Origin of the sequence: Mesorhizobium sp. WSM4311, from assembly GCF_002295115.1 — a bacterium.
In the GTDB taxonomy this organism is placed as follows: Bacteria; Pseudomonadota; Alphaproteobacteria; order Rhizobiales; family Rhizobiaceae; genus Mesorhizobium.
On the sequence record NZ_NSFV01000017.1, the window covers coordinates 1 to 26,400 of the forward strand.

Consider the following 26,400-nt stretch of genomic DNA (forward strand, 5'->3'; position numbering starts at 1 on the left):
GCTACGATCCGCTGACGCCTGACATCAGGATTCCGCGCAAGGTCACCAAGGGCGGGTCCTTCCTCTGCGCGCCCAACTACTGCCGGCGTTATCGTCCCGCCGCGCGCATGGCGCAGGCGATAGACACGTCCACTTGCCACCTCGGCTTCCGCTGCATCGTGCGTCCGGTGTGAGGGAAGAGTGCGGAAGCTTGACCAGTCCGACGCGGCGCACAAAGCTATCGTCACCAAAAAGGGTTAGGCCGCGACCGCCAATGTGTGAGAGTCCGCTGGTGCCTCTGTACGGTTTCCCAAGCTAAATCCCAAAGGACGCTGGCGGCCTTGATGCGATAGTCGCGAGCATGCCGGCACGACCCTTAGGGCTTCGACGGATAGCTAGAGAGAGGGGCACAGTCCGACATTGGCTAAACCACGCTTCGGCGGACTTTTTCGTGCGCGCACAATTTTTTCGACGCCCGCGTCGTATGGTGTTGCTGCTGCGGCGGCTCGTGATGCCGCCAGAAACAGGAGGCCCGAGATGTACTCTTCAATGTTACCGACCCATGGCGCGTTGGTTGAAATCGCGATGCGACTCGCGACGACGACAGATCGGCAGCGGCGATCGGCTACATACGATCCGGTGAAGTGCGGAGATGCCTGGTGTCCGTGGTGCCACATGACAGGCGCCACAAAGCCATCGGAACTGGAAGCTGTTGCAAATGATGACCCAGCCGAAACACGCAGGTACGATTGCACGGTCTGCCGAGAAAAGTTTCGAGTCGGCACGTAATTATCGGCCGAGCGCTGGGTCTGCGAAGGTTATGCCAAACCGAATATTCGGCAAAAAAATAACGAAAACAATGGAGATGGCGGAGAGAGTGAATTCCAAGCGCGGCCTAGTGTTCTCTGCGTGTAAAATACCCTTTTCACACTGACTCGGTTTTTGGTCAGGCGTGATCGAATGGGCTGCTTCGCATCGCCCGCCGCCCGTCGACCACCTTTCATCTTGTCTGGCTCATTTGGTCTTCATGCCGGTCCGCGTTGAATGCCTGCTTTCCCTTCGCGATCCATAGGTCCCGCGCCTGCTCGCCTTCGTGGCCCTGCAGCTCGGCAGCGATCCAGAGCAGCGCGCCGTAGATGATAGCGCGATCGTCATTGGCGAGCTCGACAATGCCTGCCTTGACGACGAGACCGCCGAGTTCGATCAGATGCCGTGTGCGCTTGCGGCGCTCGACCTGCCAGGTGCGCATGTCATTGCGAGCCTGTGCCGCCTGCCGGCGATTGCGGGCTGCCCGATTGCGCCGGAGCGCGTCGCAGGTTGCCTTCAGATGCCGGAGCAGTTCGCCGGGACCCGCTCTCGAAAAACATCACCCCACGCTTGGCCCATGCCTCACGCTTTGCGGCTTCTTTTGTTTCAGCGATTGCGACCAGCGCGCCGGCCAATTCGTCGGTGCTGAGTTGATCGGCGCCGGTGGCGATCACCAGCTCGCCAAGCTGCTGGACCTTTCGCGTTTTGAGTTCTCGTGCCTTTTCTTCCAGCGCCCTCAGTTCCGCGTCGAAGTCTCTTGGTTTACGCATGGCGGTCTCCATAGATTGTCGATGCAGGTATGATAGGCGAGCGCCTGCCGGAAGGCTTCAGGGTTGCCGAGACAGGCGGGGACGGGCTGGTCCATCCCGAGAATTTTTCGAGGGAGGGCGCGCTTATACGTCGTGCCGACGTGCGCTTTGACGTGCAAATGGTGGAGTAGAGATGAAGCGCTACTTCCCCTTTCGGAGACAAGTTTCTCCATCCCTCTCCCCGAACCGGACAGGCAAGTTTCCCTGCATCCGGCTCTCCGTGCACGAGCGAAAGTTCGCTCATGGGTGTGCCTCAGTCCGACGTGAGGCTGTAGAACGCGTCCCAGAAGTCGCCCACGCTCTCGCGCTGACGGTGCCGGGATTGGGCATTCCATCCGTTCGGTTTCTCGATGCTTTGGTGAGGGTAACGCATGGTTCCGCCGTCGCGGAGGAGCCTCAGGCGCTTCGTGCCTTCGACCCATCGATGCCGTTGTCCCGTGACGTTGACGGTGAAGCGGCGACGCAGCTCTCGCCACGTTGCCTTTCGATGCTTCTTACGCAGCCAACGTCCAACGCGCTCCCAAATCCATTTGTCGAGATGGCTGAAGTCCCGACACGCCTGCGTGGCATATCGGTAATAGTTCCGCCACCCGAGCAGGATCGGGTTGAGGGTGCCGACGACTTTGGTGAGCGGCCATCCGGTAGGAATGCTCTTCACCAGGACCTTGATCCTGTGGCGCAGGTCGTTGAGCTTGCTCCTCGGGATGAAGAGGTTGCCGACCAGTCGCCCCGTGCGGAGCGCTTTGGTGCGCACCACCCGATAGCCGAGGAAGTCGAAGCCTTCCTTGGTCTCGGTGATCCGGGTCTTTTCCATCGAAAGCTCCATGCGAAGTTCCGTCTTCAGGAACTCCGCCAGCGCCTGCCTTTCAGCTTCCGCTTGCTCCCTCGTGCCTTCCACGAGGACGACGAAGTCGTCCGCATAGCGCACCATGTAGAATGTCGGCTTGCCGTTCTTGCGGTCCAGTGTCCGCCGGCCTGCCGCCCTGCTACTCGGTTCACGGGGGCGCATGGACCATCGTCCGTACCGTTCGTCGATGGCTGTCAAGTAGATGTTCGACAGCATCGGCGAGATTATCCCGCCTTGTGGCGAGCCGGTTATGGGATGTTGGATGGTCCCCTCGATCATCACGCCGGCCTTCAGGAATGCGAAGATCAGCCTCAGCACCTTACGGTCGCCGATACGCCGTCGCACGCCTTCCATCATGACGTGATGGTCGATTGCGTCGAAGCAGCCCTTGATATCGCCTTCAATGGCGTAGTCATAGACCGAAGGTCCACGAACCGACGGGTGAAGACACTTCTGGATTCGCTCCAGAGCATCATGGGTGCTCCGTCCTCTACGGAACCCATACGAGGTCGGATAGAAATCCGTCTCGAAGATGGGTTCGAGGATCAGCTTCATGGCCATTTGCACCACGCGATCGGTCAGCGTGGGGATTCCGAGTGGCCGGAATGCTCCCGGCTTGCCAGGCTTTGGGATGAGCCGCTGCCTGACGGGTTCCGGGTCATATGTTCCGTTGCGAAGTGCCTCGCGTATTTCGTCGAGGAACCTTGCTGCGCCACCGGCACGCTGTTCGACCGTACGACGCGTCATCCCGTCCGTTCCCGGTGTTCGGCTGCCGCGGTTGCGGGCGAGCCGTCGCCAAGCTTCGGCAAGGGTTCTGCGGTCGCATATGAGATTGAACAGATCAGCAAAGGCCTTGTCAGGGTCGTCGCTGCTCCACCGATACAGTTTGCGCTGCATGTCGAGGACAAACGGGATATTCATCCCGCCGGACATGTGCCCGCCTCCTGCTTGCAAGCCGTATCCACTGCCTCCCTTCGCCATGTGAACGGCTTTCCCGTCCTCGGACTACTACGAAGGCTCCGTCCCTCGGCACCACGGTCACTGGCCGCTTCAGTCGTCCGGCGTCCGAAACCGCCGGAAATGGTGACAAGGTTCTTGGGTTCCGCAACTGATCTCTTGCTCGCTTTAGGCGCCGACTCTACCCCGTGTGGAATCCGGCCTCGGCGCCACGCAAACTCATGCCGAGGCTGGCGCACAGCAAGCTGCGCGCCTCCAATCCGCGTACTGATAGCGCGGACCAACACTCCACCGATCCGAAGATCGACCCACCCACTTCCGAGTCGGCAGGCTCCATCTCTAAACGGGGCGTCCACCATCGGTTCGGTTTCCCTCGCCATGGCAAGCTCGCTGGCCGAACCGCTCACGGGGTCGGAAGTCCCCGCCCGTTCGGCTTTGATGGGTTCTGCTAATTTACGGTTCCCCGGAAGCGCCCGGTTCTCCTCACCCATCTGCTTATCGCCGTATGTTGCGTCATACAGCGTGCGGGGTCCTCCACCCCGCGAGATCCATTGCAGCATGAAGGCTGAATCCCTCCTTCCTTTCAACTCCCAACGCACATCTGGTCGCGATGGCGATCTATCATCTTCACGTCAAGGTCATTGGCCGCAAGGCCGGCTCGAGTGCTGTTGCCTCGGCCGCCTACCGGTCGGCCTCGCGGTTGCGCGACGAGCGGATCGAACGCACGCATGATTTCTCGGCCAAGCGCGGTGTCGTCCATTCCGAGGTGATGATGCCGGAGAATGCACCAGAAGCCTGGAGCGACCGCGAACGGCTGTGGAACGATGTCGAGGCCTTCGAGGTCAGGAAGGATGCGCAGCTTGCCCGCGAGGTGGAGTTTGCCCTGCCGCGTGAACTCAGCCAGGCGCAAGGCATCGAGTTGGCGCGCGACTTCGTTCAGACCGAGTTCGTCAGCCGGGGCATGGTCGCCGATCTCAACGTGCATTGGGACAGGGCAGAGGACGGCAGCCCCAAACCGCATGCCCATGTCATGCTCGCCATGCGATCCGTGGATGAGAACGGTTTTGGTCCAAAGGTCCGTGACTGGAATCAGACCGAGCTGGTCGAGCGCTGGCGTGAACGATGGGCCGAGCTTGCCAATGAGCGCCTTGCCGAACTCGACATCGACGCCTGCATTGATCATCGCAGCCTGGAAGCGCAGGGCATTGCCTTGGAGCCGCAGACTCAGATTGGTGCACCGGCCCAACGCATTGAAGGCGACGGCCTTGACGCTGCCGGCATTGAAGCAGATCGCGCCGAACTGCACCGCGACATCGCGCGCAACAATGGCGCGCGCATCATCGGGGATCCATCGGTGGCGCTGGACGCCATCACGCATCAGCAATCGACCTTTACGCGAAGGGACATTGCGAAGTTCGCGCATCGACACAGCGATGGAATCGAGCAGTTCAACCACGTGATGGCAGCCGTCAGCAACGCGCCCGATCTGGTCGAACTCGGCAAGGACGGACGCGGCGAAGATCGGTTCACGACCCGGCAGATGATCGAGACCGAACAGCGCCTGCATCGCGCGGCAGAACGCATGGCCGGACAGGAGCACTATGCGGTGAGTAACGCACATCGCGAGGCTGCTCTCGCGAATGCCAAGCAGCTCGGTCTTGTCCTTTCTGGCGAGCAGGCCGATGCATTGACTCACATCACCGATGGCCGCGGTCTTGGTGTTGTTGTCGGCTTTGCCGGAACGGGCAAGAGCGCGATGCTGGGTGTTGCACGCCAGGCATGGGCGGCAGCGGGCTTTGAGGTCCGAGGCGCGGCACTCTCCGGCATTGCGGCCGAGAATCTCGAAAGCGGCTCAGGCATCTCGTCACGCACCATCGCCAGCATGGAACACAGTTGGGAACAGGGCCGTGACCAGCTCACCGCACGTGATGTCCTGGTGATCGACGAGGCTGGCATGGTCGGCACGCGCCAGTTGGAGCGCGTGCTCTCCCATGCGGCGGACGTTGGTGCAAAAGTAGTGCTGGTTGGTGATCCGCAGCAGCTGCAGGCCATCGAAGCGGGTGCTGCATTCCGTTCGATCCATGAGCGCCACGGCGGCGTCAAGATCGGCCAGGTGCGCCGGCAGCGCGAGGACTGGCAGCGTCACGCCACGCGCGATCTGGCAACCGGCAGGATCGGTGCTGCGATCGGCGCCTATGACGCGAAAGGCATGGTGCACCAGGCTGCGACGCGCGATGAGGCGCGCAGCAATCTGGTCGAGCGCTGGGATCGCGACAGGCAGGCGCAGCCACAGGCAAGCCGGATCATCCTCACCCACACAAACGACGAGGTGCGCGCGCTCAACCACGCAGCGCGAGAGCGCATGCGCGCCGCCGGCGATCTCGGCGAAGAAGTGCAGGTGGATATCGAACGCGGGGTGAGAAGTTTCGCCAGCGGCGACCGCATCATGTTCTTGCGCAACGAGCGCGGGCTCGGCGTCAAGAACGGCACGCTTGGTGTGATCGAAGAGGTCAGCACACACAACATGGCCGTGCGCACCGATGACGGCAGGTCCGTACGGTTCGATCTGAAAGACTATGCCCACATTGACCACGGCTATGCAGCGACCATTCACAAGGCTCAGGGCATGACCGTTGACCGCACCCATGTCTTGGCAACACCGGGTATGGATGCGCACGGCAGCTACGTTTCGATGTCGCGGCATCGAGATGAGCTGAACCTACACTACGGCAGCGATGACTTTGCAACACAAGACCGGCTCGTCCGCACGCTGTCACGCGACCGCGCCAAGGACATGGCGTCGGATTATGAGCAAGCCGACCCAGCTCAGATCTATGCCGAGCGGCGGGGGATCACTTTCCGCGAGCGTGTGGTCGAGATCGTGCGCCGGATCGTTCCGGAGAAACTGCGCGATAGGATCGGCGGGCTGCTGGACGGGCTGCGCTCGCCCGGAGACGGCGAACCCGGCCAGAACCGTGGGCAAAGGCCGGGAAGGGAGAATGTCGGGGCCCAGATCGGAGATCGTGGCCCCACGCCTGGAAGAGAAGCTCTTGCTGAGGGAGCGCAGCGCGACACGACTGTGCCGGGGAACCGAGAGGCAGAAATGCGTCGAGCCCGCACCCAGGCGCTTGTGGGTCACGCGCGCGTCATCGATGCGATCCTCAGCACCGGAAGTGAGGACGGGCAGGGCAGTCCCGAGCAGATGCGCGAATTGAAGGATGCCCGTGGCGCGTTCGAGAAGGTTCGGCGGCATGGCTGGCGTGACGCCGAAGCGGCCTACGTCAAGAACCCTGAGCTAGTTCGTGAAGCGGCGGCCGGCCGGGTCAACCGCGTCGTGCAGGCGCTCCAGCTAGAAACCGAAATCCGCACCGGACTGGACATCGATCCGGGCCGCCGCGCAGACCGTTTCGTGGAACGCTGGCAAAAGCTTGATCGCACGGGCCAGCGCCAATACCAGGCCGGCGACATGTCCGGCTACAAGTCAACGCTCTCGGCTATGTCCGACATGGCAAAAAGCCTCGAACGCGATCCACAGCTGGAATCCCTGCTTGCCAACCGCAAGCGCGATCTTGGCATCAACATCGATTCCGGCCGGCGCCTTGGTGCGGAACTCGCATTCAGCCATGGCATCGGTAGGGGGCGGGGCCTTGGGCTTTGAGATCCCTCCGATTTGCCGCCGTTTTCACGCCGCAGGCGGCTGAAGCCACAAACCTGATTGCGTCCAGCGTTCGGTCTGTCCTGTCTGTCCCAATAGATACCAGCAACAACCACTGAGAAGCAGCGCGAGCTATGTCCGAGCCGGATCGCATCATACGCCTCAGAACCGTCCTTGCCCGGACCGGTCTGTCCCGCTCGACCATCTATCGCAAAATCGCCGAAGGCACGTTCCCCGCGCAGATCAAGATCAGCATCAACGGGGCGGGCTGGCGGGAATCCGACGTCAATCGATGGATCGCCGATCCTGTTTCGTGGTGTGCCAGAACGGGGCGGAACATAGCTACTAGCGGCAAACGGTCTGCGGGCACATAAGTTCACCTCTTGTCGAATCCGATGAACGATTAGGGCCGTCTCCTGGCAGCCCCCATCGGACGCCTTTTTTGCCGAAGTTGACATCAGACCCGTCGTGAATCGGGTGACCAACTAAGTAGACAACCCGGACCGTCGTGCACACTAGGGTTTAGTTCGGCATTTTCCAGCGGGAGGACGCCAATGCAGAGTTCCGAGGTACTTATACGGCGCGCCGAGGTTGTCTGCGTCCACCTCAATACACTTGAGGAACTCCTAAATGTATCGAAGCCGGGGGTCGCAGAGGCGCTCCGCGCCAGCCTCTCTCTACGATTTCTATTCGACGGTGCGCTCATTCAAACCGCTCATCTGCTCGGGCACGCCATCGAGATACCCGCACCGGTCTTAGAGAGAATTCCAATTGAGGAGGCGGTGCTCTTTGCGTGTGGCGGCTATCATCTGGGAGCTGCAACTGTTAGCCCGCACTACACCTACCGGGAGCCAGGACCCAACAGTGGGCACCGTCCGCAATTTGAAAGTCAGGTTGCCAGTTCCCCTAGCACGCACGTGTTCGCCGACATCAAACTGTCGAAGTTCCTGCTACAGCCTTGCTTGGGCCTTGTTGGCCTCACCATCTCGCGCAACGCCACGATCCGGTATGTGGCCAACAAGTGTGGCGGCGCACACCACCACGACGACCTCGCCGGGTTCAGCGAGTTGGATATGCGGCTGACACTTGTCGGGCATGCATTGCGCGTGAATGGTGACAGTATATCAGCGGTGTTTCTTGAAACACTTGGAACGGCGTCGCTGCTGCTCGCTTCGAACAGCATCATCATCCTACGTGCAGCTTTGGCCGCAGCCAGAACCCACTAAAGCCGCACCTGTCGATTGTCGCGCGGATGCCCGAAACTTCAGGATTCGACCATCAGCGACCATAAACCGAAACGCCTCTGACCTTGTCATAAAAGCGATCGATGAGCCTTTGCTCGTCTACGCGCTCCACGCGCATCGGCCGTCCGAGGCTCGCAAACCTGGCGTTGGGAAAAGCCCATTCAAGCTTTGAGTTACGCCGCAGATTTTTCACGGCAAACAAAACTCCGAACGGCCCTCGAATGCCCGAGTCATCTAGGATGAGTTGAATGTCTCGCAAATGCCGGGCGAACTCCGCGTGAAACTCGTTAATGGTCAGCCGTCCCTCCCCGTCCCGAACAGAAAATGGATGGGCAACATAGGAATGGACGAGCCAATCATCGTCGATAAAGAAGCGCGATATCGAACGGCCCTCCTGAAAGGTTGCGTCCCGAACCTCAACGCCATTATCGCAGCCTTTGAAAACGCCACGGCTTTCGCCATGATAGTGACGCATCACTTTCAGAACAGTTCGGCCGGGATCAAAAGACGTCCGCCCTCGTTCGTAGTGCTCCTGCGGCACGATCGCTATATGCAGGGTCGCGCCATTGTTCTGCATGATGTCGCGCGCTTCGACAGCTGCATTCTCACGTTCCATCAATTGCACCGTGTCGGCCTCTAGCTTCTCTAGTGGCGTAAACAGGGCGTGGAGTTGGTCGCGCGGGATTGGCGTATTTTGGGCGCCGGTGCGCAGGTAAAAGCCGCCTGTGATTTTGTTCTGATAGGGTCGTAACCGGTGGTCGGGCAGATCAAGACAAAGAATGAAACCTCCCGTGTCCAAATCGAGGAACTCTGCACGAACGCCCAACGGCTTGGGATCGATGTTGTCCTGAAGGATCGAGATGATGCGGCGTTGCAAAGCATCCCGATCGCCATCCATCGCTTCGAAGCGTTCGAAGGCGCCCTTCTTTTCATGTACCCCAACGATAAGATATCCAGGCCCTGCATTTAGAAACGCGACCACGTCATCGATGAAGTTTGACTTTCCACGTTGCTCGTCGAGGTTCAGGCGTGCCTTGAATTCATGGTGTTGCCCCTCGATGACAAGGCCAGATCGGATGCTGTCGCGTGTCGGCGCGGCTGGTTGTTTATTCATTCTGTAGCCCTCTCAAATTTTTCCGATCAAATGCTGTGGGCAACATTTCATCGCCGGGTATTTAGATCAACGCACGCTTGAGAAATATGCCTTTAGATAACAGTGTTCCCAACACCGCCCGACAGACGGAATAATTCTTGAACATCGCCGATATCGACCTCGACATATTCCTTGACGACGTCTGTTCACTCGACAGACGCCCCCGGGCACCGTCAACGACGCGCCCTTGGACCGGAGAGCAACTTCGGCGCTTTCTCGAAGACCAGTGCGGACTGAAGCGTGCCCTGTCGTCTAGCCGGCCCAAGGGGCGGTTTGTCGTCCATCATGACGAAGCATTCCCCATTCTAAACGTGCTCTCTCAAAACGGTGCTGTGCCGCTAACCCTCACCCATATCGACGCTCATTCTGATCTGGGAACCGGGGTCGGGGACCTTTCGTGGAAAGACATTGGCGGGAGGCTGCTTGCCCTGACTCCGAAAGAACGCGCCGCAGCTATCCCGCATCATGGCATGGAGCGCATTTCGGCCGCGAACTATCTCTCATACGCATTGGCCTGCAGGTGGCTTCGGATGCTGACATATGTGCATCACGCGCATAGCGGTGACGACCTGATGCCCTTCTTTTTCCGAGACTTCGATCCGGCATGCGGCATTATGGAGTTGCGGTATGTGCCGCGCGTCCATGACGTCCGCTCAAGGGAAGAACTGCTTGCCCTGCCACACATCCTTGAGCCACCTATCCCGTTTCAAAAAGTTCCGGTTGAAGCTTATCGAGCCGCGGAACTGTTCGAGTATGTGATCCTTTGTCAATCGCCCGGGTACACCCCAGCTGAGGCCGACACCTTGATCCCGATCTTTCAGGATTACGTCGACTTCGGCGACGTTCGTGCCCAAGGTTTCCCAGGCTCGGGCTCCCTCCCGAGCGGCAAAGGAGAGGCTCAGTGACACTGGACGGCTTCCTGAGTTTCCTCGCGCTTTTCATTGCATTCTACACGATCGTATCGCCAGTAACGCGACTACGCGCGCAGTTGCATCTGGCGGTGCAAATTCCGTTGGCGCTTCTGGCAGTCTCGCTTGTCTTCTACTTCGAGTTTTTCTCCTTGGTGAGTCAGCCTTGCCTGTTAGCAAGCACTGAAGCCTGTACCTGGCTGACTTTCCCCAAGGATGGCAGCTTTACGCCACCCCAAGCCGCTTTCCTGGTCGTATTCGTGTGGATGATTCTTGCTTGGCGTCTCAACGTCCTGCTGAAGCCGGGGCCGCGCTCCATGGTGGCCGTCGGCAAGATCATGCAGACCCTGCTCTATGAACGTCGCTTCGCGGAACTGCTGGATTTCATACGACCGCATCTCGGTCTGATACAGGCCGTGGCCGAGCGGCAGCTACTACGACAGAGAGCACACGACTGGTTGGCCGATACGAACTGGCTGCGCCGTCAGCAAATCCGAACGTTCAAGCCGGCTGAGTGTGACGGGGACGAGCCGAAGCAGCCAAGGGCGGGCTATGGCAAACGGATATCTGAGGCTTTCCGGCGGCGAATTCGTTGGGCGAGGCACTTTGTCCCGGCCAGTAGTAGAGCTCAAGCCAGCGCCGAGACCCTTGTGCGCATGCTTTTGCGTTCTGAGGAGTTTAGGAAGTTCCTCGTCACGATGCGGCCGGACGCACTCCCGGACTTCATGGCAATTAAGCTGCAACCGCGTTTCGATTTCTCGGACAAGGCGCTGCGCGATTTGATCACCGACAGTGGCAGCAGGCTCTACCAGGAAATTGAGCAGAACCAGAATCTCGCGGACAAAGGTGGCTATGCAATCCCCGGGGAGAATGTCCTGCTCCGGTTTCTGTTCGGCGATGCCCAGGTGGCTCACAACTTGGGAGCCTGGAAGCCCATAGGCGATGCCGTCATCGACACCATCCGTGCGGGAGCACCCAGTGGCTATGTCGCCCATCTCAATGGGCGTGCCAATGATTTCGACGATGAACAATGGCACGATATCACTTTTGTCGGAATTCGGTATTTCGATATCATGGTCAATGAGGCTATGCGTCAGGGTGTTCCCTATCATATGTGGCTATTTTACCTGCCACTCTTCGTTACCGAACTGGAAGGAATCTACGATACGACCGGCCACAACATCGACACGATGGCTGAATTTCCAACCCGCAATGCCCGCCTGCTGTACGAAGCGTTTGACGTCATGGGCAATTGGGTGCGCAATATCCGGCATCTCGATAGCACATCGCGGCATGCTGTGATTCCGGCGATGAATGAGTTCTCGACAGGCGCCATCCCGGTCGATGCTGCCGTCGCTCTCGGCAATGCCATGGCGGTTGTCGCGCTTTCCGACCGCATCGGCGACACCTTTGCAGGCTATCTCCATGACGGAATCCTCCACGACATTGCGTCCCTCTCACATGAGGGGCTTGAAGGACGCATGCGAGCTCTTTTGATCCGGATGATCGTCGCAGGAGGTAATCGGCATCCGGCGGCTCGATATGGGCAGCGCCTCAAGACCTTCCTGGTAATGGCTGACCATGTTTTGCGCGGATCGGTCAAAGACTATGTCGCCGCGGTTGAGGCTGCTTTCCCGGAATCGCGGAGAGGCGGATGATAGACTTGGCCCGCGCCAAAGCCGCGCATCATTAGTCGTTGTCCTCCTCGATAAGCTGACCGACCATTTTCTCGGCATAGTCGAATGCGCTTGGCGTGAGGGAACGGATTTCGATCGGAATCTTCAGCGAGACAGCGTCTGTTAAGTTGCTCGCATGGATGCGAAACTCGATTGCTCCCAAAGCCTCTCTAGGGCCGTGCGGCTCGATAGAGACGTCGAAGTCCTCGTTCCCTTGGCCATGTCTCCACAAATCGCATGACAGACTCAGATCTGAGCCGGAAGAGCCTGCCCTGTAGTAGAAGCCTTCCGCATCATGCTGCTTGGGTATGAAGGGCAGCGCAGAAGGGATAGCTGAGTCAAGATTGTCCCACAGCCCAAAGCTGCGCATGTGCCTTCCCAGCATGTGGACATAGTTAGGGCGAGTTGGTGCCGCCGGAGGCGACGGAAGTCCTTTTCGTTCGGCGGTATCATCGTCAACATCGCGCTTAGGTCGCCAGATGTAAAAGCTTCCATGGGCTTTCATTTCAACAAGCGCGTTTTCAGCAGGCCGCGTACCGACATTCCGTGCACGAAAACTGGCCACCAGCTTCGATGTCTCAGCAACCAGCCGTTTATGAATGCGCCCTAACGCTTCCTCCAATGCTACTTCCCACTTCTTGTAGGCGTCGTGGTAGGCCTCGATCTGTTGATCGGTCGGAGGCATATGCAAGCCTTTTAGGGACTCTAACGAAATCCCCTTACTCGATGACACGGGCGGCACCGCCTTCGGGGGAATGAAATTCTTCCGCTCGGGAAATTTTTCTCGCGCTTGCCGCATCAGCGCTTCAATTTCGCTCGGGACCAATGCCTCAACATGCGGGTTGTCGAAGACAATCCTGTCAATAGGTTGACCACTTCCGTCAACGCAAGCCACCTCGAATTTCGGCTCGGCGGTGCGCAGGCGGACAATTTCAGCCTGCGCCGCTCTAAGTTCCTTATCGGCCTTTGTTTCTTCAGGAGGCGCTAGCCATGTCTCGGGAATAGCATAGTGTGCCACACCCGCCGTGACTGCAGACGCCATCACCCCTCCGTCGTGTGTGAGGACACCCACATCCAATTCTAAATTGTTTGTGGCAAAGCCGCTTGTGATCCCAACCAGCGTGTCATCAGCCTCATCGTAGTCGAGCGTAGTTGCCAGCGCCGCATTTGGTTTCAGACCGACCTGCAATGACAGCAAGATTTTAGGGTTCCTTTCGCGCAACACAATGGGATTGAGTTGGTTTGAGATTACATCACGTAGAAGCCCGTGTGCCTTTCGGGCACGTTTTCCTAGCCGTGTAGTCATCTCGCCTTTGCGCCTATCAATCTCCTTTTGAATTGGGCGGGTGACAATCAACTCGACTTGATCGAAGTCCCCTAGCTCCGACCACGGAAGCTCTCCAATATCTTTGCACTGAAAGAAAAGGTTGGTGTCGGGGAATAGGTGGATTCGAGTCTTGTTCATGAAGAAACCAACCGCCGGCGCAGCTAACGATTCCAGTTCACCGTATTGAATAGCGTATACAACTTGGCGGCGTACGTTTCGTCGACCTGATGGGCGAATGCGATCAATCCCAAGATATGACGCCGCATGCCGATAAGTGAGACGAAATTCCTTTTCAGCCTATGTTGTTCGGGGCCGATCTTTTGGCTTGTTAACGCGTATAGATGAGTTTCGATGTTGTTTCTGAAATTTTTGGTTAGTCTAGGCTTATCCGTGTCGATCAGCACGCCTAGGAGAACCTTCCGCCCGCCAGGAGACACGATCGTCGTCTTTTGGCGATGTGTTTCGAGCCCGAACTTCGCGAGTTCAGCCTCTACCTTTTTGACGAGACTCATCGCCTGTCGCCGGGTGGTTGTGGTGATCCGGGAGAAAGCCAAGTCGTCTGCGTACCGCGAATAAGCCCAATCCGCGGTGATCGCGATAAGGTCGAGTTTCTGGTCAAGGGTTTCCACCACCCGGTTCGCAAGCATAGGGCTCGTAGGGGCACCCTGAGGTAGGTGGCCTTTGGAGTGTTGGCGGTATGGGCGCCGGCCTCCACGTCCAAGAAGTGCACGCGCATCATTGCGATTGTGGTCCGCTAGCCTGGTACATATCCTGGCCATTTGAAATGATATCAATGCCCCGTAACCAAATGACCTAAAAACCTGATAGACAGAGTCCTCAAAAATAGACTCGAAGAAATGCCGGACGTCCATTTTGACGACCCACTTCGCACCCGCGTGCTTCTTAGCGGCATCAACGAGGTCTCGATCTCTTGTGAAAGCAAAACTGGCATGATGGGAGGGCGTGGCCTGCAAGATGTTCTGGGCAATCCAGCGCTGCACCCTCATCAATTTTGGATCTGGGACGCATATCGTACGATAACGGCGCGGCGGCGCCGGCACTGCGTTCGCCACCCCGCGCTTCTTCACTCGAAAAACCCGGTACGGGTCGATCTTTCGATGCGCAACCTCTTGAAGGAAGTCCGCGTTGACATCGGCAAGATGTGCAAGATGATTCAGTGTGAAGATGATCGGCAGGTCCGGGTGCTTCCGCTTGACCGCCGTTGCCGCCGCCAAGCAAGCCTGGATTGTGCTTTCGGACCTACCCTCCGACCGTGCGCCAACTATGAAGGCCTGAGAGTCCCAACGATACGGCATCTACTTTAGCGCGGCCCTGGCGGCGTCGCGTCGTCCGTCGAAATGAGCCTCCGAGGAGGTTGCCTGAAAGGCAACGATGGATGACGCGACGTGGACTTGCATTCACGAGCTCTTTCAGCGGCAATGGAAAACTCCATTCCCCAAGACAATGGATTCGTATCCATCATCACGGCCATCCCGAAGGATGACAATAGCTAGACGCTAGCGTGGGACTCTCAGAGTCTCTGGATAATATGCTTCCTGGTTGGTGGCAATGATCGGCTTAGATCCTTGAAGAGCTTTTCCCGACGCCAGAAAAGCGTACCCTTTATCCGTTAACCTACCGCTGCCCACTATTAACCCGTTTTGGAGAGCCTGGCGCAGAATGTCCATTAAGGTGGGCACAGGAAGCCCTGTTCTCGAAGACAAAGCGGTTTCCGATCCTTTGTGCCACCGTCCGCGTAGCAACGTCAGTACGAGTATTGTTAGGCGGTCCTCTTCCGTAAGTTCTCGTCCCATATGAATGCCGTTGTCGGCCGCCGCGTTTTCAACGACCTCAGCCACCGGCCTCACACCGAATAATCCATGAAGTTCAGGCGGCGCAGGTCCGTCGAAAAGCGCGCGCCAGCCATCGCGACTGCAGTGAACCATTGCCGGAGTGTTGTTCGGAATGCGGTAGCTGAAGGCTATCAGCGCGGCAACATTTTCGAATCCGTAGCGCCCACAACCTCGTCCCTCTGCGGGTCCATTGTTATCGATCAACTTCGTCCAAGCGAAGTACAAGCGTGGCGACGTGTTCCAACTCACAGTAGGGGCTATCCACTCAGCAGTGGTTTCCGGGCGCATCCGGTGTTTCCGAACGCTTGCAAGCCCAGATTCGGTTGCTGCTGCTGCGATCACCCGGAACTTGATGAGCTTCCTAGACATCCAAGAGCGAATTGTGGGCACCGCCCAAAACTTGTCCAGCATGGATCTAACGCGACTTCCGGAGCCAATGAAATCAGTGATAATCACAATCTCGCCGGCTGGGGCAGACTTGGCGCGGAGACTATCGGGGCCGGGATGATTCATGAAAATTTTGGGCCATGCATCCTTCTGTTGGGAGGCGACGAACGCGAGCAGGCCTTCGCTGCCTACCCTGGCCCGACCTCGAACGGGTTTCACAGCCGGAGGCCCGGATCTGCCGATTGCACGCCGGCGCACTCTGCCGTCTTTGTCGGGCAGGTCTTGTGATGTAAAAATAGCCGCTTCCTGGAACTCCCGCTCCGCGTAAAGTGCAACTCTCCTGTTTCGATGGCGAGTCCCTTTGGCGATGCGGTCCAGGGCAGTCCTAATTGATGTGACGACCTGCTCTTCGTTTAAGAGCAGCATGGCATCCAGCATCGCGGCGGCTTGAACGCGATCGCCCTCGGAAAACTGAGCCAGCCAAGATCTGCCTGTACTCGTTTGGCTTGATGTCAGAGGGGCTGCCATTGTTCCTGATCAACCGTTTCCGCGTTAGGCCACCCGCTTGGCTGACAGGCTCGGCGCGACAATCCCGCCCCTTGCAGTTCGCGATGCGAAGTCTGGTCTCCAAGGGCCGAAGCAACTCCGCCGACTTGGTATCCTAGCGATCATCAATGGCCGTAGCTAGCGTTGCCAGGTTCCCAAGAGAATAAGGCTCGGGCCTTGGCATTCTGGTGTACTGCCGAGCGTCATCTAGTACGAGGGAGTGTCCGCTTTCAGTAGATGTTAAATCCGGCTGGTATGATCGGGACAAGGCGCAAAGCCGCCGCTCGTCCCCTAATCTAATTGACCGCCCTTCGACTTACGAATGAGTCCTTCCGGCTCCATTCCGAGCGCGTCGGCGATGCGTCCGAGAACCGTGACACTAGCCGAAACATCAGCGCGTTCAATCGCTCCTATGTAGCGAGAGCTCAGCCCCGACCGCTCTGCTAATTCCTCTTGGGTCAGATGCCGCCTGTTTCGGGCATGCCGCAAATTGATAGCTAAGATTTCCTTTAGATCCATCCCGAGAGATAACTCGCGAATGGAACGATCATTCCAGGAACGATAGTTCCTATTCGCAGTTTTATATGCTATGAAGTGAACCCCCTTCGTCAGCAATGATGGTCACCTGAAATGAATGATGCCTCTGAGGTTCCAGTCGATAGCGACCGCTCTCTCGATCTCGTTCTTGCCCTCTGGGCCGAGTGGAAACAGGCTCGATATGTTTCGCTGATGCTATGTCGAGTGCAGCAGCGGTTGGAGGCACGAATGATGGTCGATACCGGAATTCAGGTATTGACTGCAGGCGCGTCCGCGCCGCGTCGAAGATCAGCAGCGACGTCCGACGCAGCCTCTCGATACGCCATAGCTTGCGAAGCCGAAGCTCTTGCCATGACCGAGGCGCTCAAACTTCAGGACGAAATGCCCGACCTCCGGTCCTCATCGCTCCTCGGCATTGTTGCTAAGTTGGAAATGATTGCCGGCGCCGACAGGGATATCGGTGATCCCACCGATTTCCCGTGGCCGCATATCGCTTCCGTCCTAAAAGACTTGAAGGCAATCACAGGGGATCTACATCGCAGTCGACCGGACCGCACCATTGTCCGTGCTGACGTGGCGAGATATTGGAACGAAGCCACCAAGTTTGTGATGGCGCTTTCGGACGAGGGTCCGCAGCGGAATGCGCCTGTCGCGTAAACTTTGCGTCGCCGTCGTAGGCGCAGGCCCCCAGCCCAGGTGCACCTCTCCCTTGGAGAATGGTGCCGATAAGAGCAGGTTAGAAAGCTTGGCGACGCCCCTCAACGAACTTCATGATATACGCGGTGGCGAAAACACATCGCCGTCGAACCTCGTTCGGTTGATCCCTGTCCGATTTATACGCTGCGGCGTGCCAATTGCACGATTGATGGTACGCGTCTCTTTGCTCGTCGCTGGTCATCGCGATGCTAGCTCTCGTGAAGCCGGCACCAGACACAGGCAATGGTTCTTCCCTCATCGAAACCGCCGCTGCGGTAGCGCCGGAAGAGCTTCGCAAAGCCATGCTTGAGTTCGTCGAAGCGCTTGCCATCGCTGATGCTAGGCGCGATCATCTCGTCGCTATCGGCTCATCGATTGACCGAAGTTCTGCAATTGATTCGGATCACGCCCAGAAGGCTCCCAAGATATGACGCGAGCCGCTATCTACGCTCGTTTTTCGACCGAGCTTCAAAACGAAAAGTCCACCGAAGACCAAATCGCCCTTTGCCGCGCTTATGCAGCTCGCAACGGTTTAGATGTCGTTGCCGTCTATGAGGATAAGGCGCGCTCCGGAGCGTCGTTGTTCGGTCGCGACGGGCTCCTGGCTATGCTGGAGGCGGCCGGCCAAAAAACGTTTGATGCGGTAGTCGTCGAAGCGCTTGACCGCCTTTCACGCGACATGGCGGATCTCGCGGGTCTTCATAAGCGGCTCTCTTTTCTCGGTATCGAAATCCAGGCAGTTCATGATGGTATCGCCGATGCGGTCCTCATCGGTATTCGTGGGCTGGTCGGTCAAATGCAGAGGGAGGATGGCGCCAAGAAGGTGCGGAGGGGCATGGCTGGCGTTGTCCGTGATGGACGTCACGCCGGAGGCCGGGCCTATGGCTATCGACCTATCTTAGGTCGCCCTGGCGAACTTGAAGTCGTCGAACGGGAGGCAGAAGTTGTCAGGCGCATTTTTGACGCCTACTCTGCTGGTCGAACCCCACGAGACCTAGCTGGTGATCTCAACCGCGATGGGATAGCGCCGCCGCGAGGAACACGCTGGAACGGCTCCACCATCAACGGAAATGCCCAACGCGGGGTGGGTCTGCTCTTTAACGAACTCTACGTTGGTCGGATCATTTGGAACAAGGTCCGAATGGTAAAGAACCCCGATACTGGCAAGCGCGTCTCTAGGCCAAATCCGAAGGACCAGTGGCAGACGAAAGAGGTTCCGCATCTTCGCATTGTCGACGACGACGTTTGGCAAAAGGCACAGGCACTCAAAGTCGCGAGGGTGAACGCATCCTCTCGTTTCAAGCGCCGCCCGGCGCACTTGTTATCCGGCCTACTTCGCTGCGGCATCTGCGGATCGGGCATGTCGGTTCACGATCGTGACAAGACCGGCAAAACGCGTGTCAGGTGCTCCGCCGTTCGTGAAAGCGGGAGCTGCTCCAACCGGCGCATTATTTACTTGCCCGAGATCGAGAGGGCAGTCCTCGATGGCATGCGCGAGCAGTTGAAAGCGCCGGACCTGATCGAGGCATACATCCGCAAATATAACCAGGAGCGCCGAGAATTGGCGGCACGGTCGAACTCGATGCGCTCAGCGCTAGAAGCCAAGCGCGATCGGGCAAAAGGCGAACTTCAGCGGGCGATCGACCTTGTGATCAGGGGCGTGATTGCTGAAGAGGATGCCAAGCAGCGGATCGCAGAACTCAAGTCACAGCTTTCTCTGATCGAGGCGGAACTCTTTAGTCTCGATGAGCCACCATCAGCCGTGGCTCTCCATCCAGCCACCTTGCAGCGGTATACCAAAACCGTCGATGGCCTTTCAAAGGCGTTGGCCGACCACGCGACTGCTGCAGATGATCGTGGCCCACTTATCCAAAACTTCCGAGAGCTTGTTCATAGCGTTACGGTGTACCCAAAACCTGCACGGAAAGGCTTCGAAATCGAGGTCAAGGGCAAGCTCGCCGCCCTTATTGGCGGAGCAGCGTTCCCTACCGCGCGGTACACCGGAAAGCCCACCCCATTAGGCGGCCGCTACGGTGCGGCCGTCAGAGACGATAGTGGGTATGAAGTGGTAGCGGGAGGCCGTTTTGTCCCGACCCCCGGTTCAAACGTCGACACTCTACGCGAGAAACTCGCGCGTCCTCCGGAATGTCAGATTCAGCGCGTTATCGTATCGGGGCTGGGTTCGGCCGCACCGGCACGCACACTCTGAACTTGGCGCTTGAAATGCTCGGGTTCGGATCGTGCCATACATGGAGGACGTCAACTCTAACCCAGAGCACCGCGACCTGATCCGCGCCGCCGGGCGTGGCGAGCCGGTGGATTGGGACGTCGTCTATGTCGGTTACAAGTCGGCAGTCGACTGGCCGACGGCCTATTTCTGGCGCGAACTCGCTGAAAATTTCCCCGACGCCAAGCTCATCCTCACCGTTCGCAACCCCGAGGACTGGTACAGGAGCGCACGCGCCACGATCTTCAACACCATGGGCGAGACCTCCGACCCGCAAAGTTTTGGCAGGGCCGTCATAGAGACGAAAATTTTCGGCGGTCGTCTCTACGACGAAACCCATGCTATCGAAGTGCTCGAAGCCCACAACGCCGAAGTGATCTCGGCTTTCCCGCCGTCGCGCCTGCTGGTCTATCAGGTGGCCGAAGGCTGGCCGAACCTTTGCGCCTTTCTCGGCGTCCCGATCCCGGCCGAAACCTTCCCACACAGCAACACCACTACCGAATTCCGAAGCCGCTTCGCCAAATAAGCCCCGCACCGAGTTCGAGGCCGCGGCCCGGGTAACGCGCGTAGCAGCCTGTCTACGCCCGCTCCGATGCTTGAAACCAATAGAAGCGGGTGCATCATCAGGGGGAGGATGACCGCTGTTGGGCGCGAAGGTGCCATTGCGGCTAGCGGCTCGGATGTCCGCTTCTGGACGGCGGTCATGATAAGTTCAATGGCCAACTTGGCGGCCCAATGCTGACTGGCAGATTGGGCGCCGTATCCAGCCCGTCCGGTTTTGGACAAGCTTGGCCACACTCTCCAACGGATCTTGGAACAGCTGCGGTTGGCTTTGCCGGCCGGGCGAGTGCATTGTTGCCCACTAACGCTTGCGCAAGAAAACCGGTACGACGTGGTGAAAAGCGATTCCCTCATCGCGGTGTTCACCCCCGGTAATCGCTGCAAACCATGCTGCCGCAGCGCCAAGCGCTGAGCCTGCAGCAGTCGCGAAGCTAAAAATGGCAGTTATGTGGGCTGAAAGGCGCACCGTACTTTCGTTGAGTGGCGCGTCAGGGCGATTGACCACGGCGGCCGCGCCGTGTCCACCAATCATCGCCAAGAAAAACGCGGCTCCAAGTGTCGCTAGGGCCCAGACTGCGATGCCGTGTATGCCATCGCGGAATTCGCTTTCACTTTCGTTGCTATCTTCCCAGCGCGTGCGCATTCGTCCAGCTACATAACCGCCGGCTGCGGAACTTGCTATAGCAATGATAACTACCCACAGCCCGGCCACCAGCACATTCCAGGAGGCGCCACCGTTGGGAAGAGTCGGAGAACCCAGCGCCAAACCAACGCTCGACCCGAATTGCAGAAGAACCACCGAAACGGCGCAAGCGATTACACCCCCGCCAAATATGCCTCCCCACTCAAGATAGGACGATGTAGCCACTTTTGGGGGCACTGCGGCGCTTTCCGTTGGGGCTATTTTGGCCATGATCTTACCGAAGTCCAAGAAATGACAGAATGAACAAAACGATCACGACGAGGCCAACAAGATAGATTATTCCGTTCACGGCATCCTCCTCCTGATTGCTGACCGAAACACAACGTCTCCGGGATGTTTTGGTTGCAAAAGAGCCTGGCCCGGAAATCTGGACATTGACGATAGGTGGAAATTCCGCCTGAGCTCGGCATTCCCAATGATGTACGCATTTAAGCAGCGGCGAAGCTGATTCAATGCATCCGTTGCCCTGCTGGACCGGAATGGAGCCGCAGAACGAACCCGCTACGCGGGAGGGCGCGAGCGGTTGAGGTAAAGATCAAGAACCGGTCGTTGCGCTCGCGTTGAGCGTGGTCCGGCGGGGGCAGAGCATGACGGGCTTCTTCAACAAGGAGCCTGACCATGCCCCATTCAGTTCTCGAAGCTCCGATCAGCCCGTTGCGCCAACGGCTGATCGACGACATGAACATGCGGCGTTTCTCACGCGAGACGCAGCGCAACTACCTTCGCGACATCGGACGCCTGGCGACATTCCTCGGGCGTTCACCAGACGCTGCTACCGCCGACGACCTGCGCCGGTTCCAGATCGAGCAGCACGACGACGGCGTTCCGGTGCCGACCATGAACGGCATCGTGTCGGCACTGCGCTTCTTCTTCACCCACACGCTCGACCCCCCGGACCTGGCGCGAAGGCTTGTCCGGCTGGCGCATCCGCGCAACCTGCCCGTGGTGCTCAGCCGCGACGAGGTGGCCCGGCTGCTCAACGCCACCACGTGTCTCAAGCACCAGCCGCATTATCAGTCGCCTATGGCGCGGGCCTGCGTGTGGCGGAGGTGTCGACGCTGAAGGTCGCCGACGTCGATAGCGAGCGCATGCTGCTACGGGTCGAGCGCGGCAAGGGCGGGCGCTACCGCAACGCCATCCTCGGAGGACCTGCTCACGCTTCTGCGTGAGTGGTGAAAGGTCGGACCATGGAGCAACCCAGCATACCGCGCGCGCTGGCAATCTGCCGCAAGCAAGGCTGGAAGTTCGACATTGATGAAACGGTTCGGCTATCGTGCCGCCTTCGCCGGCGGCGTCGAGGCGACCGCTTCGATGGGTGGCCAGATCATGCCGCCGGTGATGGGCGCCGTCGCCTTCATAATGGCCGAGACCCTCGGTATCGAGTATCGTGAGGTGGTGCAGGCGGCGATCATTCCAGCCGTACTCTATTTCGCGTCGGCCTTCTGGATGGTTCATCTCGAAGCGGGTCGCGCCGGCCTGATGGGGCTGCCGCGTTCGCAACTGCCGTCACCACTTGCCGCGCTTAGAGAACGCTGGTTCCTGATCCTGCCGCTGGCAGCGCTCGTCTATCTGTTGTTTTCCGGCTACACGCCGCTTTATGCGGGCACCATTGGCTTCGCGATGACTGCGCTGCTGATCCTCGGCGGTTCAGTTGCACTTGGCCTGCCTTCACAGGCGTTTGGTGTCATATTCTGGATCCTGCTCGGCGTCGCGGCTGCCAGTTTCTTCAAGTTCGGCATCGGCATCGTGCTGGTGACGGCCGGAGCGCTCATCTTCGTCAACTTGTTTGTCAAGGGCGGCATGGACACGCTTAATGCCTGTCGCGATGCACTTGCTCAGGGCGCTAAGTCTGCGCTTCCGGTTGGTATCGCCTGTGCCATTGTCGGCATAATCGTGGGCACTATGACATTGACCGGTATCGCTAACACATTCGGCGACTACATCGTCTCGGTCGGCCGCGATAGCTTGATCCTATCGTTGATATTGACGATGATCACCTGCCTCGTTCTTGGCATGGGCATTCCGACGATCCCCAACTATATCATCACGTCGACGATCGCCGGACCGGCATTGCTGGCGCTGGGTATTCCGCTACTCGTCAGTCACATGTTCGTTTTCTATTTCGGAATTATGGCCGACCTTACACCGCCAGTGGCACTTGCCTGTTTTGCTGCGGCACCCATCGCGAAGGAAAGCGGGCTAAAGATTTCGATTGAGGCTATCAAGGTCGCTGCCGCCGGTTTCGTGATTCCCTTTATGGCGGTCTACACGCCGGCCCTGATGCTGCAGCCCGGCGGAGCTTTGGCCAACGAAATCGGCTTCTATCCCGCCGTTGTCTATATCGTGTTCAAGACAGCTCTTGCCATCTCGCTTTGGGGCGCTGCGGTCGTGGGCTTCCTCAAAACTCACATCGCTTGGTGGGAAAGACTGCTCGCAACGGCTGCGGCGTTTGCGCTGGTTGCGGCGGTCCCGATATCGGATCAGCTAGGGTTTGCGCTCGCCGTGACCTTCTTCGGCCAACATTGGTATCGCACCCGGATAGCCGTCGGAACCGTGGACCGATGAGCCTTTGCATCCTTGCTGCCGGCAAAATCACGGTGCTCGTCGGTGCCACCTTCACGTTGTCATGGACGCATTCGGTGGAAAAGACCCGCTGGGAAGAAAAGTGGCGGGCGACATCTGCTGGATTGCAAATCGTCGAGGCGCGCATCCAAGGCTCTGGCGCCGGGATGGACCCGCCAGAAGGGTCGCGGTTTGAGAAGGGTTGGTGGGTCTATGCGCCCGACAGGAAAGCACTTCCCCGGCTCGTGCTTGCTGCATCGGGAGCGACAGGCGAGGGCTGGACCATCTGCGACAACGGTACGTGCATGGTTTTTGGGAACGCAGCCGATGACCCTGTGGCTTTGCGAGCATTCAATAACTCGATCCGGTAGGAACACCGCCGACCTATGCCGCTGCGCTATTACAGCTGTTGGTGACGCCTGAAATCCGCCAGGCGCGCCATTGTTTTCGATCAGTTGAGAAAATCGGCACGGTGCGGCGTAAAGCTGTCGACCAGCCGTCCCGCTTCCAGCGCCTTGACGCCATGCACCAGACCGGACGGCACGATGAAGCTGCCGCCGGCCTCGAGAATTTCCGTCCGCCCGTCGATGGTCACCTCGAAACGGCCCTCGGCGACATAGCTTGACTGGACATGCGGGTGCGAATGCAAGGCGCCGACGCCACCCTTGTCGAAGCCGAATTCAACCAGCATCAGCTCATCGGTGGAGAGGAGAACGCGCCGCCTGTTGCCGTCTGCCGTCGGCGTCCAGGCGCCCTCGCCGGCATGCGCGAAGATCTTGGTCTTGGTCATGTCCTCTCCTCAGCGCGCCAGCCAGCCGCCATCCACCGGAACTGCGGCGCCATGCATATAGTCGGAAGCCCGTGCCAGCAGGAAGACGGCGGCATCGCCAATGTCCGACGGCTCGCCCCACCGCCCCGCTGGAATGCGCCCGAGAATGGCGGCACTTCGCTCGGGGTCGGCCCGCAGCGCCTGCGGCGGCGTAGGACAGCGGGCAGAGGGAAACGCGCGCTGGCGGCGCCTTCTACCGGTTTTGCTGGCGGCACCGCCGAACGAACGGAACATGAGCGGACATCGTCAGTTTATTGTTGTTCGCATTCGTCAAAAAAGGCCGCTGCCATGTCCCGTACCGTTGGTGATTTCGTCGTTTCGCGACTCCATGAATGGGGCGTGCGCCGGATGTTCGGATATCCAGGAGACGGGATCAACGGAGTTTTCGGTGCCCTCAACCGTGCGAGGGGCAAGATCGAATTTATCCAAGCTCGGCATGAGGAAATGGCAGCCTTTATGGCCTGCGCCTATGCAAAATTCTCCGGCGAACTGGGCGTATGCATAGCGACGGCCGGCCCCGGTGCGACGCATCTGCTTACGGGTCTCTATGATGCCCGTATGGACCACCAGCCGGTTCTGGCCATCGTCGGACAGCAGGCACGCAGCGCCATCGGCGGTCACTATCAGCAGGAGGTCGATCTTGCGGCGCTTTTCAAGGACGTGGCGGGAGCGTTCGTGCACCAGGCCTCGGCCCCCGCGCAACTGCGCCACCTTGTCGACCGCGCCATTCGCATTGCGCTGGCGCACCGGACGGTCACGGCGCTTATCTTGCCGAATGATCTCCAGGAGATGGGCTATGAAGAGCCACCGCGGGCCCACGGCACCCTACATTCCGGAGTAGGCTATCGACCCCCAACGGTAGCACCGCACGCCGATGACCTGAAGAAAGCAGCGGATGTTCTCAACGCCGGGAAGCGGATAGCCATGTTGGTTGGCGCTGGCGCTCTCGGCGCGACGCAGCAGGTGATCGAGGTTGCAGACCGGCTGGGCGCCGGTGCCGCCAAGGCATTGCTGGGCAAGGCGGTCTTGCCAGATTCCCTTCCATGGGTAACCGGATCGATTGGACTGCTGGGCACCGAGCCGTCCTGGAACCTCATGCGCGACTGCGACACGTTGCTGATGATCGGCTCGGGCTTTCCCTACGCCGAGTTTCTGCCAAAGGAAGGCCAAGCCAAAGGCGTCCAGATCGACCTCGAACCAGGCATGATGTCGCTGCGCTATCCGATGGACGTCAATCTCGTCGGCGAAGCTGCCGAAACACTCGAGGCCTTGCTGCCGCTGCTGAAGCAGAAGAAGGACACATGGCGCAAGCAGATCGCAAAGGACACGGTCTCTTGGTGGAAGCTCCTCGAGAGCCGGGCGCATGTCAAGGCCGACCCAGTCAACCCGCAGTTGGTCGCATGGGAACTGTCGTCGCGATTGCCCGACAATGTCATCCTGACCAGCGACTCCGGATCCTGCGCCAACTGGTATGCACGCGACATCAAGATCAGACACGGCATGAGCGCCTCGCTGTCAGGCGGTCTGGCGTCCATGGGCGCGGCGGTTCCCTATGCGATTGCCGCGAAATTCGCCTATTCGCACCGAGCGGTCGTCGGCCTTGTCGGCGACGGCGCCATGCAGATGAACAACATGGCGGAGCTGATCACCGTCGCGAAATACTGGAAGAACTGGGCGGACAGCCGCCTTGTCATCTGCGTTTTCAACAATCAGGATCTCAACCAGGTGACGTGGGAACAGCGTGTCATGGAAGGCGACCCGAAATTCGAGGCCTCGCAGCAAATTCCCGACGTGCCCTATCATCGCTTTGCGGACCTGATCGGGCTGAAGGGGCTGTTCGTCGATCGCCCCGAAGAACTTGGCGGAGCCTGGGACGAAGCCCTCGCATCCGATCGCCCGGTCGTCCTCGAGGTCAAAACCGATCCAGAAGTGCCGCCACTCCCCCCGCACTTCACTTTTGACCAGATCAGGAACCTGACCTCGTCCCTCGCCAAGGGCGACCCCGAAGAGATGGGCGTCATCGGGGGAACTGTCCGACAGGTGCTAAGTTCTATATTGCCGGGGCAAGACTGAATGGTCGGCGATTGGATGTTCGGCACGTCAAAGAATGATGCGAGACCGAGCGTCGTCTACGCGA

At 58.9% G+C, this 26,400-nt stretch carries 23 protein-coding genes and 3 pseudogenes; 14 read left to right on the top strand and 12 right to left on the bottom strand.

Features of this window, described 5'->3' with window-relative positions; genetic code table 11:
* On the top strand, window positions 1-173 hold a 173-nt coding region (locus CK226_RS29680), incomplete at its 5' end, for an SUMF1/EgtB/PvdO family nonheme iron enzyme (RefSeq protein WP_143750384.1).
* An 806-nt stretch (window positions 174-979) separates the two neighbouring features.
* On the opposite strand, the gene CK226_RS29685 is transcribed toward CK226_RS29680, so the two are convergent.
* From CK226_RS29685 to ltrA, 3 genes are all read right to left on the bottom strand, one after another.
* Window positions 980-1,228, bottom strand: a complete 249-nt coding sequence (locus tag CK226_RS29685) for a conjugal transfer protein TraD (protein ID WP_095793751.1) — start codon at window positions 1,226-1,228, stop codon at window positions 980-982.
* A gap of 1 nt (window position 1,229) precedes the next feature.
* Window positions 1,230-1,556, bottom strand: a complete 327-nt coding sequence (locus CK226_RS29690) for a conjugal transfer protein TraD (protein ID WP_095793782.1) — start codon at window positions 1,554-1,556, stop codon at window positions 1,230-1,232.
* A gap of 292 nt (window positions 1,557-1,848) precedes the next feature.
* Entirely contained in the window at window positions 1,849-3,375 is a 1,527-nt protein-coding gene (ltrA, locus tag CK226_RS29695) for a group II intron reverse transcriptase/maturase (RefSeq protein ID WP_095793752.1), read from the bottom strand.
* Between the two features lie 634 nt (window positions 3,376-4,009).
* Here ltrA and traA point away from each other — a divergent pair.
* The 3 genes from traA (at window position 4,010) to CK226_RS29710 (ending at window position 8,280) form a co-directional block, all read left to right on the top strand.
* Window positions 4,010-7,057, top strand: a complete 3,048-nt coding sequence (gene traA / locus CK226_RS29700; RefSeq protein ID WP_095793753.1) for a Ti-type conjugative transfer relaxase TraA — start codon at window positions 4,010-4,012, stop codon at window positions 7,055-7,057.
* Between the two features lie 131 nt (window positions 7,058-7,188).
* Entirely contained in the window at window positions 7,189-7,428 is a 240-nt protein-coding gene (locus CK226_RS29705; protein WP_095793754.1) for an AlpA family phage regulatory protein, read from the top strand.
* 180 nt (window positions 7,429-7,608) lie between these two features.
* Complete coding sequence (locus tag CK226_RS29710; RefSeq protein ID WP_095793755.1) at window positions 7,609-8,280, top strand: hypothetical protein; 672 nt, start codon at window positions 7,609-7,611, stop codon at window positions 8,278-8,280.
* A gap of 52 nt (window positions 8,281-8,332) precedes the next feature.
* Here CK226_RS29710 and CK226_RS29715 read toward each other — a convergent pair whose 3' ends face one another.
* Entirely contained in the window at window positions 8,333-9,412 is a 1,080-nt protein-coding gene (locus CK226_RS29715; RefSeq protein ID WP_095793756.1) for an ATP-binding protein, read from the bottom strand.
* 137 nt (window positions 9,413-9,549) lie between these two features.
* Between CK226_RS29715 and CK226_RS29720 the strand changes: the two genes are divergently transcribed.
* Together CK226_RS29720 and CK226_RS29725 are read left to right on the top strand one after the other, a co-directional pair.
* Window positions 9,550-10,356: a UPF0489 family protein gene (locus CK226_RS29720; protein WP_095793757.1), complete on the top strand. Its 807-nt coding sequence runs from the start codon at window positions 9,550-9,552 to the stop codon at window positions 10,354-10,356.
* Window positions 10,353-12,017 carry a hypothetical protein gene (locus CK226_RS29725; RefSeq protein WP_095793758.1) on the top strand — a complete coding sequence of 555 codons (1,665 nt, stop codon included), beginning with the start codon at window positions 10,353-10,355 and terminating at the stop codon, window positions 12,015-12,017. The genes CK226_RS29720 and CK226_RS29725 overlap by 4 nt, the downstream gene beginning before the upstream one ends.
* 31 nt (window positions 12,018-12,048) lie before the next feature.
* On the opposite strand, the gene CK226_RS29730 is transcribed toward CK226_RS29725, so the two are convergent.
* From CK226_RS29730 to CK226_RS29745, 4 genes are all read right to left on the bottom strand, one after another.
* Window positions 12,049-13,500 (bottom strand): hypothetical protein, encoded by a 1,452-nt coding sequence (locus CK226_RS29730; RefSeq protein WP_095793759.1) that lies wholly within the window; start codon window positions 13,498-13,500, stop codon window positions 12,049-12,051.
* 23 nt (window positions 13,501-13,523) lie between these two features.
* Window positions 13,524-14,597: a reverse transcriptase family protein gene (locus CK226_RS29735; RefSeq protein WP_210202265.1), complete on the bottom strand. Its 1,074-nt coding sequence runs from the start codon at window positions 14,595-14,597 to the stop codon at window positions 13,524-13,526.
* Window positions 14,598-14,879: 282 nt separating this feature from the next.
* Entirely contained in the window at window positions 14,880-16,028 is a 1,149-nt protein-coding gene (locus tag CK226_RS29740) for a hypothetical protein (RefSeq protein ID WP_142885358.1), read from the bottom strand.
* Between the two features lie 411 nt (window positions 16,029-16,439).
* A complete protein-coding gene (locus CK226_RS29745) occupies window positions 16,440-16,667 on the bottom strand; it encodes a helix-turn-helix transcriptional regulator (RefSeq protein ID WP_095793762.1) in 228 nt (75 codons plus the stop codon).
* Window positions 16,668-16,913: 246 nt separating this feature from the next.
* Between CK226_RS29745 and CK226_RS29750 the strand changes: the two genes are divergently transcribed.
* The gene (locus CK226_RS29750) at window positions 16,914-17,342 is read left to right on the top strand and encodes a hypothetical protein (protein ID WP_095793783.1); all 429 of its coding nucleotides are present in this window, start codon (window positions 16,914-16,916) and stop codon (window positions 17,340-17,342) included.
* A 248-nt stretch (window positions 17,343-17,590) separates the two neighbouring features.
* Here the strand turns inward: CK226_RS29750 and CK226_RS35175 are convergent, their stop codons facing one another.
* Window positions 17,591-17,734 (bottom strand): hypothetical protein, encoded by a 144-nt coding sequence (locus CK226_RS35175; protein WP_179301154.1) that lies wholly within the window; start codon window positions 17,732-17,734, stop codon window positions 17,591-17,593.
* Window positions 17,735-17,808: 74 nt separating this feature from the next.
* Here CK226_RS35175 and CK226_RS29755 point away from each other — a divergent pair, with 74 nt between their 5' ends.
* Entirely contained in the window at window positions 17,809-19,590 is a 1,782-nt protein-coding gene (locus tag CK226_RS29755) for a recombinase family protein (RefSeq protein WP_095793763.1), read from the top strand.
* Window positions 19,591-19,604: 14 nt separating this feature from the next.
* A pseudogene (locus tag CK226_RS29760) lies at window positions 19,605-20,134 on the top strand (sulfotransferase family protein).
* Window positions 20,135-20,470: 336 nt separating this feature from the next.
* Here CK226_RS29760 and CK226_RS34575 read toward each other — a convergent pair.
* Window positions 20,471-21,082 carry a hypothetical protein gene (locus CK226_RS34575; protein ID WP_142887683.1) on the bottom strand — a complete coding sequence of 204 codons (612 nt, stop codon included), beginning with the start codon at window positions 21,080-21,082 and terminating at the stop codon, window positions 20,471-20,473.
* Window positions 21,083-21,490: 408 nt separating this feature from the next.
* Between CK226_RS34575 and CK226_RS29765 the strand changes: the two genes are divergently transcribed.
* The 4 genes and pseudogenes from CK226_RS29765 to CK226_RS29775 all read left to right on the top strand — a co-directional run bounded on the left by CK226_RS29765 (window position 21,491) and on the right by CK226_RS29775 (window position 23,805).
* Window positions 21,491-21,934 carry a phage integrase N-terminal SAM-like domain-containing protein gene (locus CK226_RS29765; RefSeq protein ID WP_245437884.1) on the top strand — a complete coding sequence of 148 codons (444 nt, stop codon included), beginning with the start codon at window positions 21,491-21,493 and terminating at the stop codon, window positions 21,932-21,934.
* A complete protein-coding gene (locus tag CK226_RS36185) occupies window positions 21,922-22,041 on the top strand; it encodes a hypothetical protein (protein ID WP_348629103.1) in 120 nt (39 codons plus the stop codon). Before CK226_RS29765 ends, CK226_RS36185 begins: the two co-directional genes overlap by 13 nt.
* 82 nt (window positions 22,042-22,123) lie before the next feature.
* Window positions 22,124-23,437 (top strand): annotated as a pseudogene (locus CK226_RS29770) (TRAP transporter fused permease subunit); the annotation flags it as partial.
* Window positions 23,434-23,805, top strand: coding sequence for a DUF1850 domain-containing protein (locus CK226_RS29775; protein WP_095793764.1), 372 nt, complete (start codon window positions 23,434-23,436; stop codon window positions 23,803-23,805). The pseudogene CK226_RS29770 and the gene CK226_RS29775, both read left to right, overlap by 4 nt.
* A gap of 80 nt (window positions 23,806-23,885) precedes the next feature.
* Here CK226_RS29775 and CK226_RS29780 read toward each other — a convergent pair whose 3' ends face one another.
* Both CK226_RS29780 and CK226_RS29785 read right to left on the bottom strand, forming a co-directional pair.
* Window positions 23,886-24,224, bottom strand: a complete 339-nt coding sequence (locus tag CK226_RS29780; protein ID WP_095789633.1) for a cupin domain-containing protein — start codon at window positions 24,222-24,224, stop codon at window positions 23,886-23,888.
* A 9-nt stretch (window positions 24,225-24,233) separates the two neighbouring features.
* Window positions 24,234-24,407: pseudogene (locus CK226_RS29785) on the bottom strand (SDR family oxidoreductase); the annotation flags it as partial.
* A 144-nt stretch (window positions 24,408-24,551) separates the two neighbouring features.
* Here CK226_RS29785 and CK226_RS29790 point away from each other — a divergent pair.
* On the top strand, window positions 24,552-26,336 hold the full coding sequence (locus CK226_RS29790; RefSeq protein WP_095789632.1) for a thiamine pyrophosphate-requiring protein: 1,785 nt from the start codon (window positions 24,552-24,554) through the stop codon (window positions 26,334-26,336).
* Window positions 26,337-26,400: the final 64 nt, after the last annotated feature.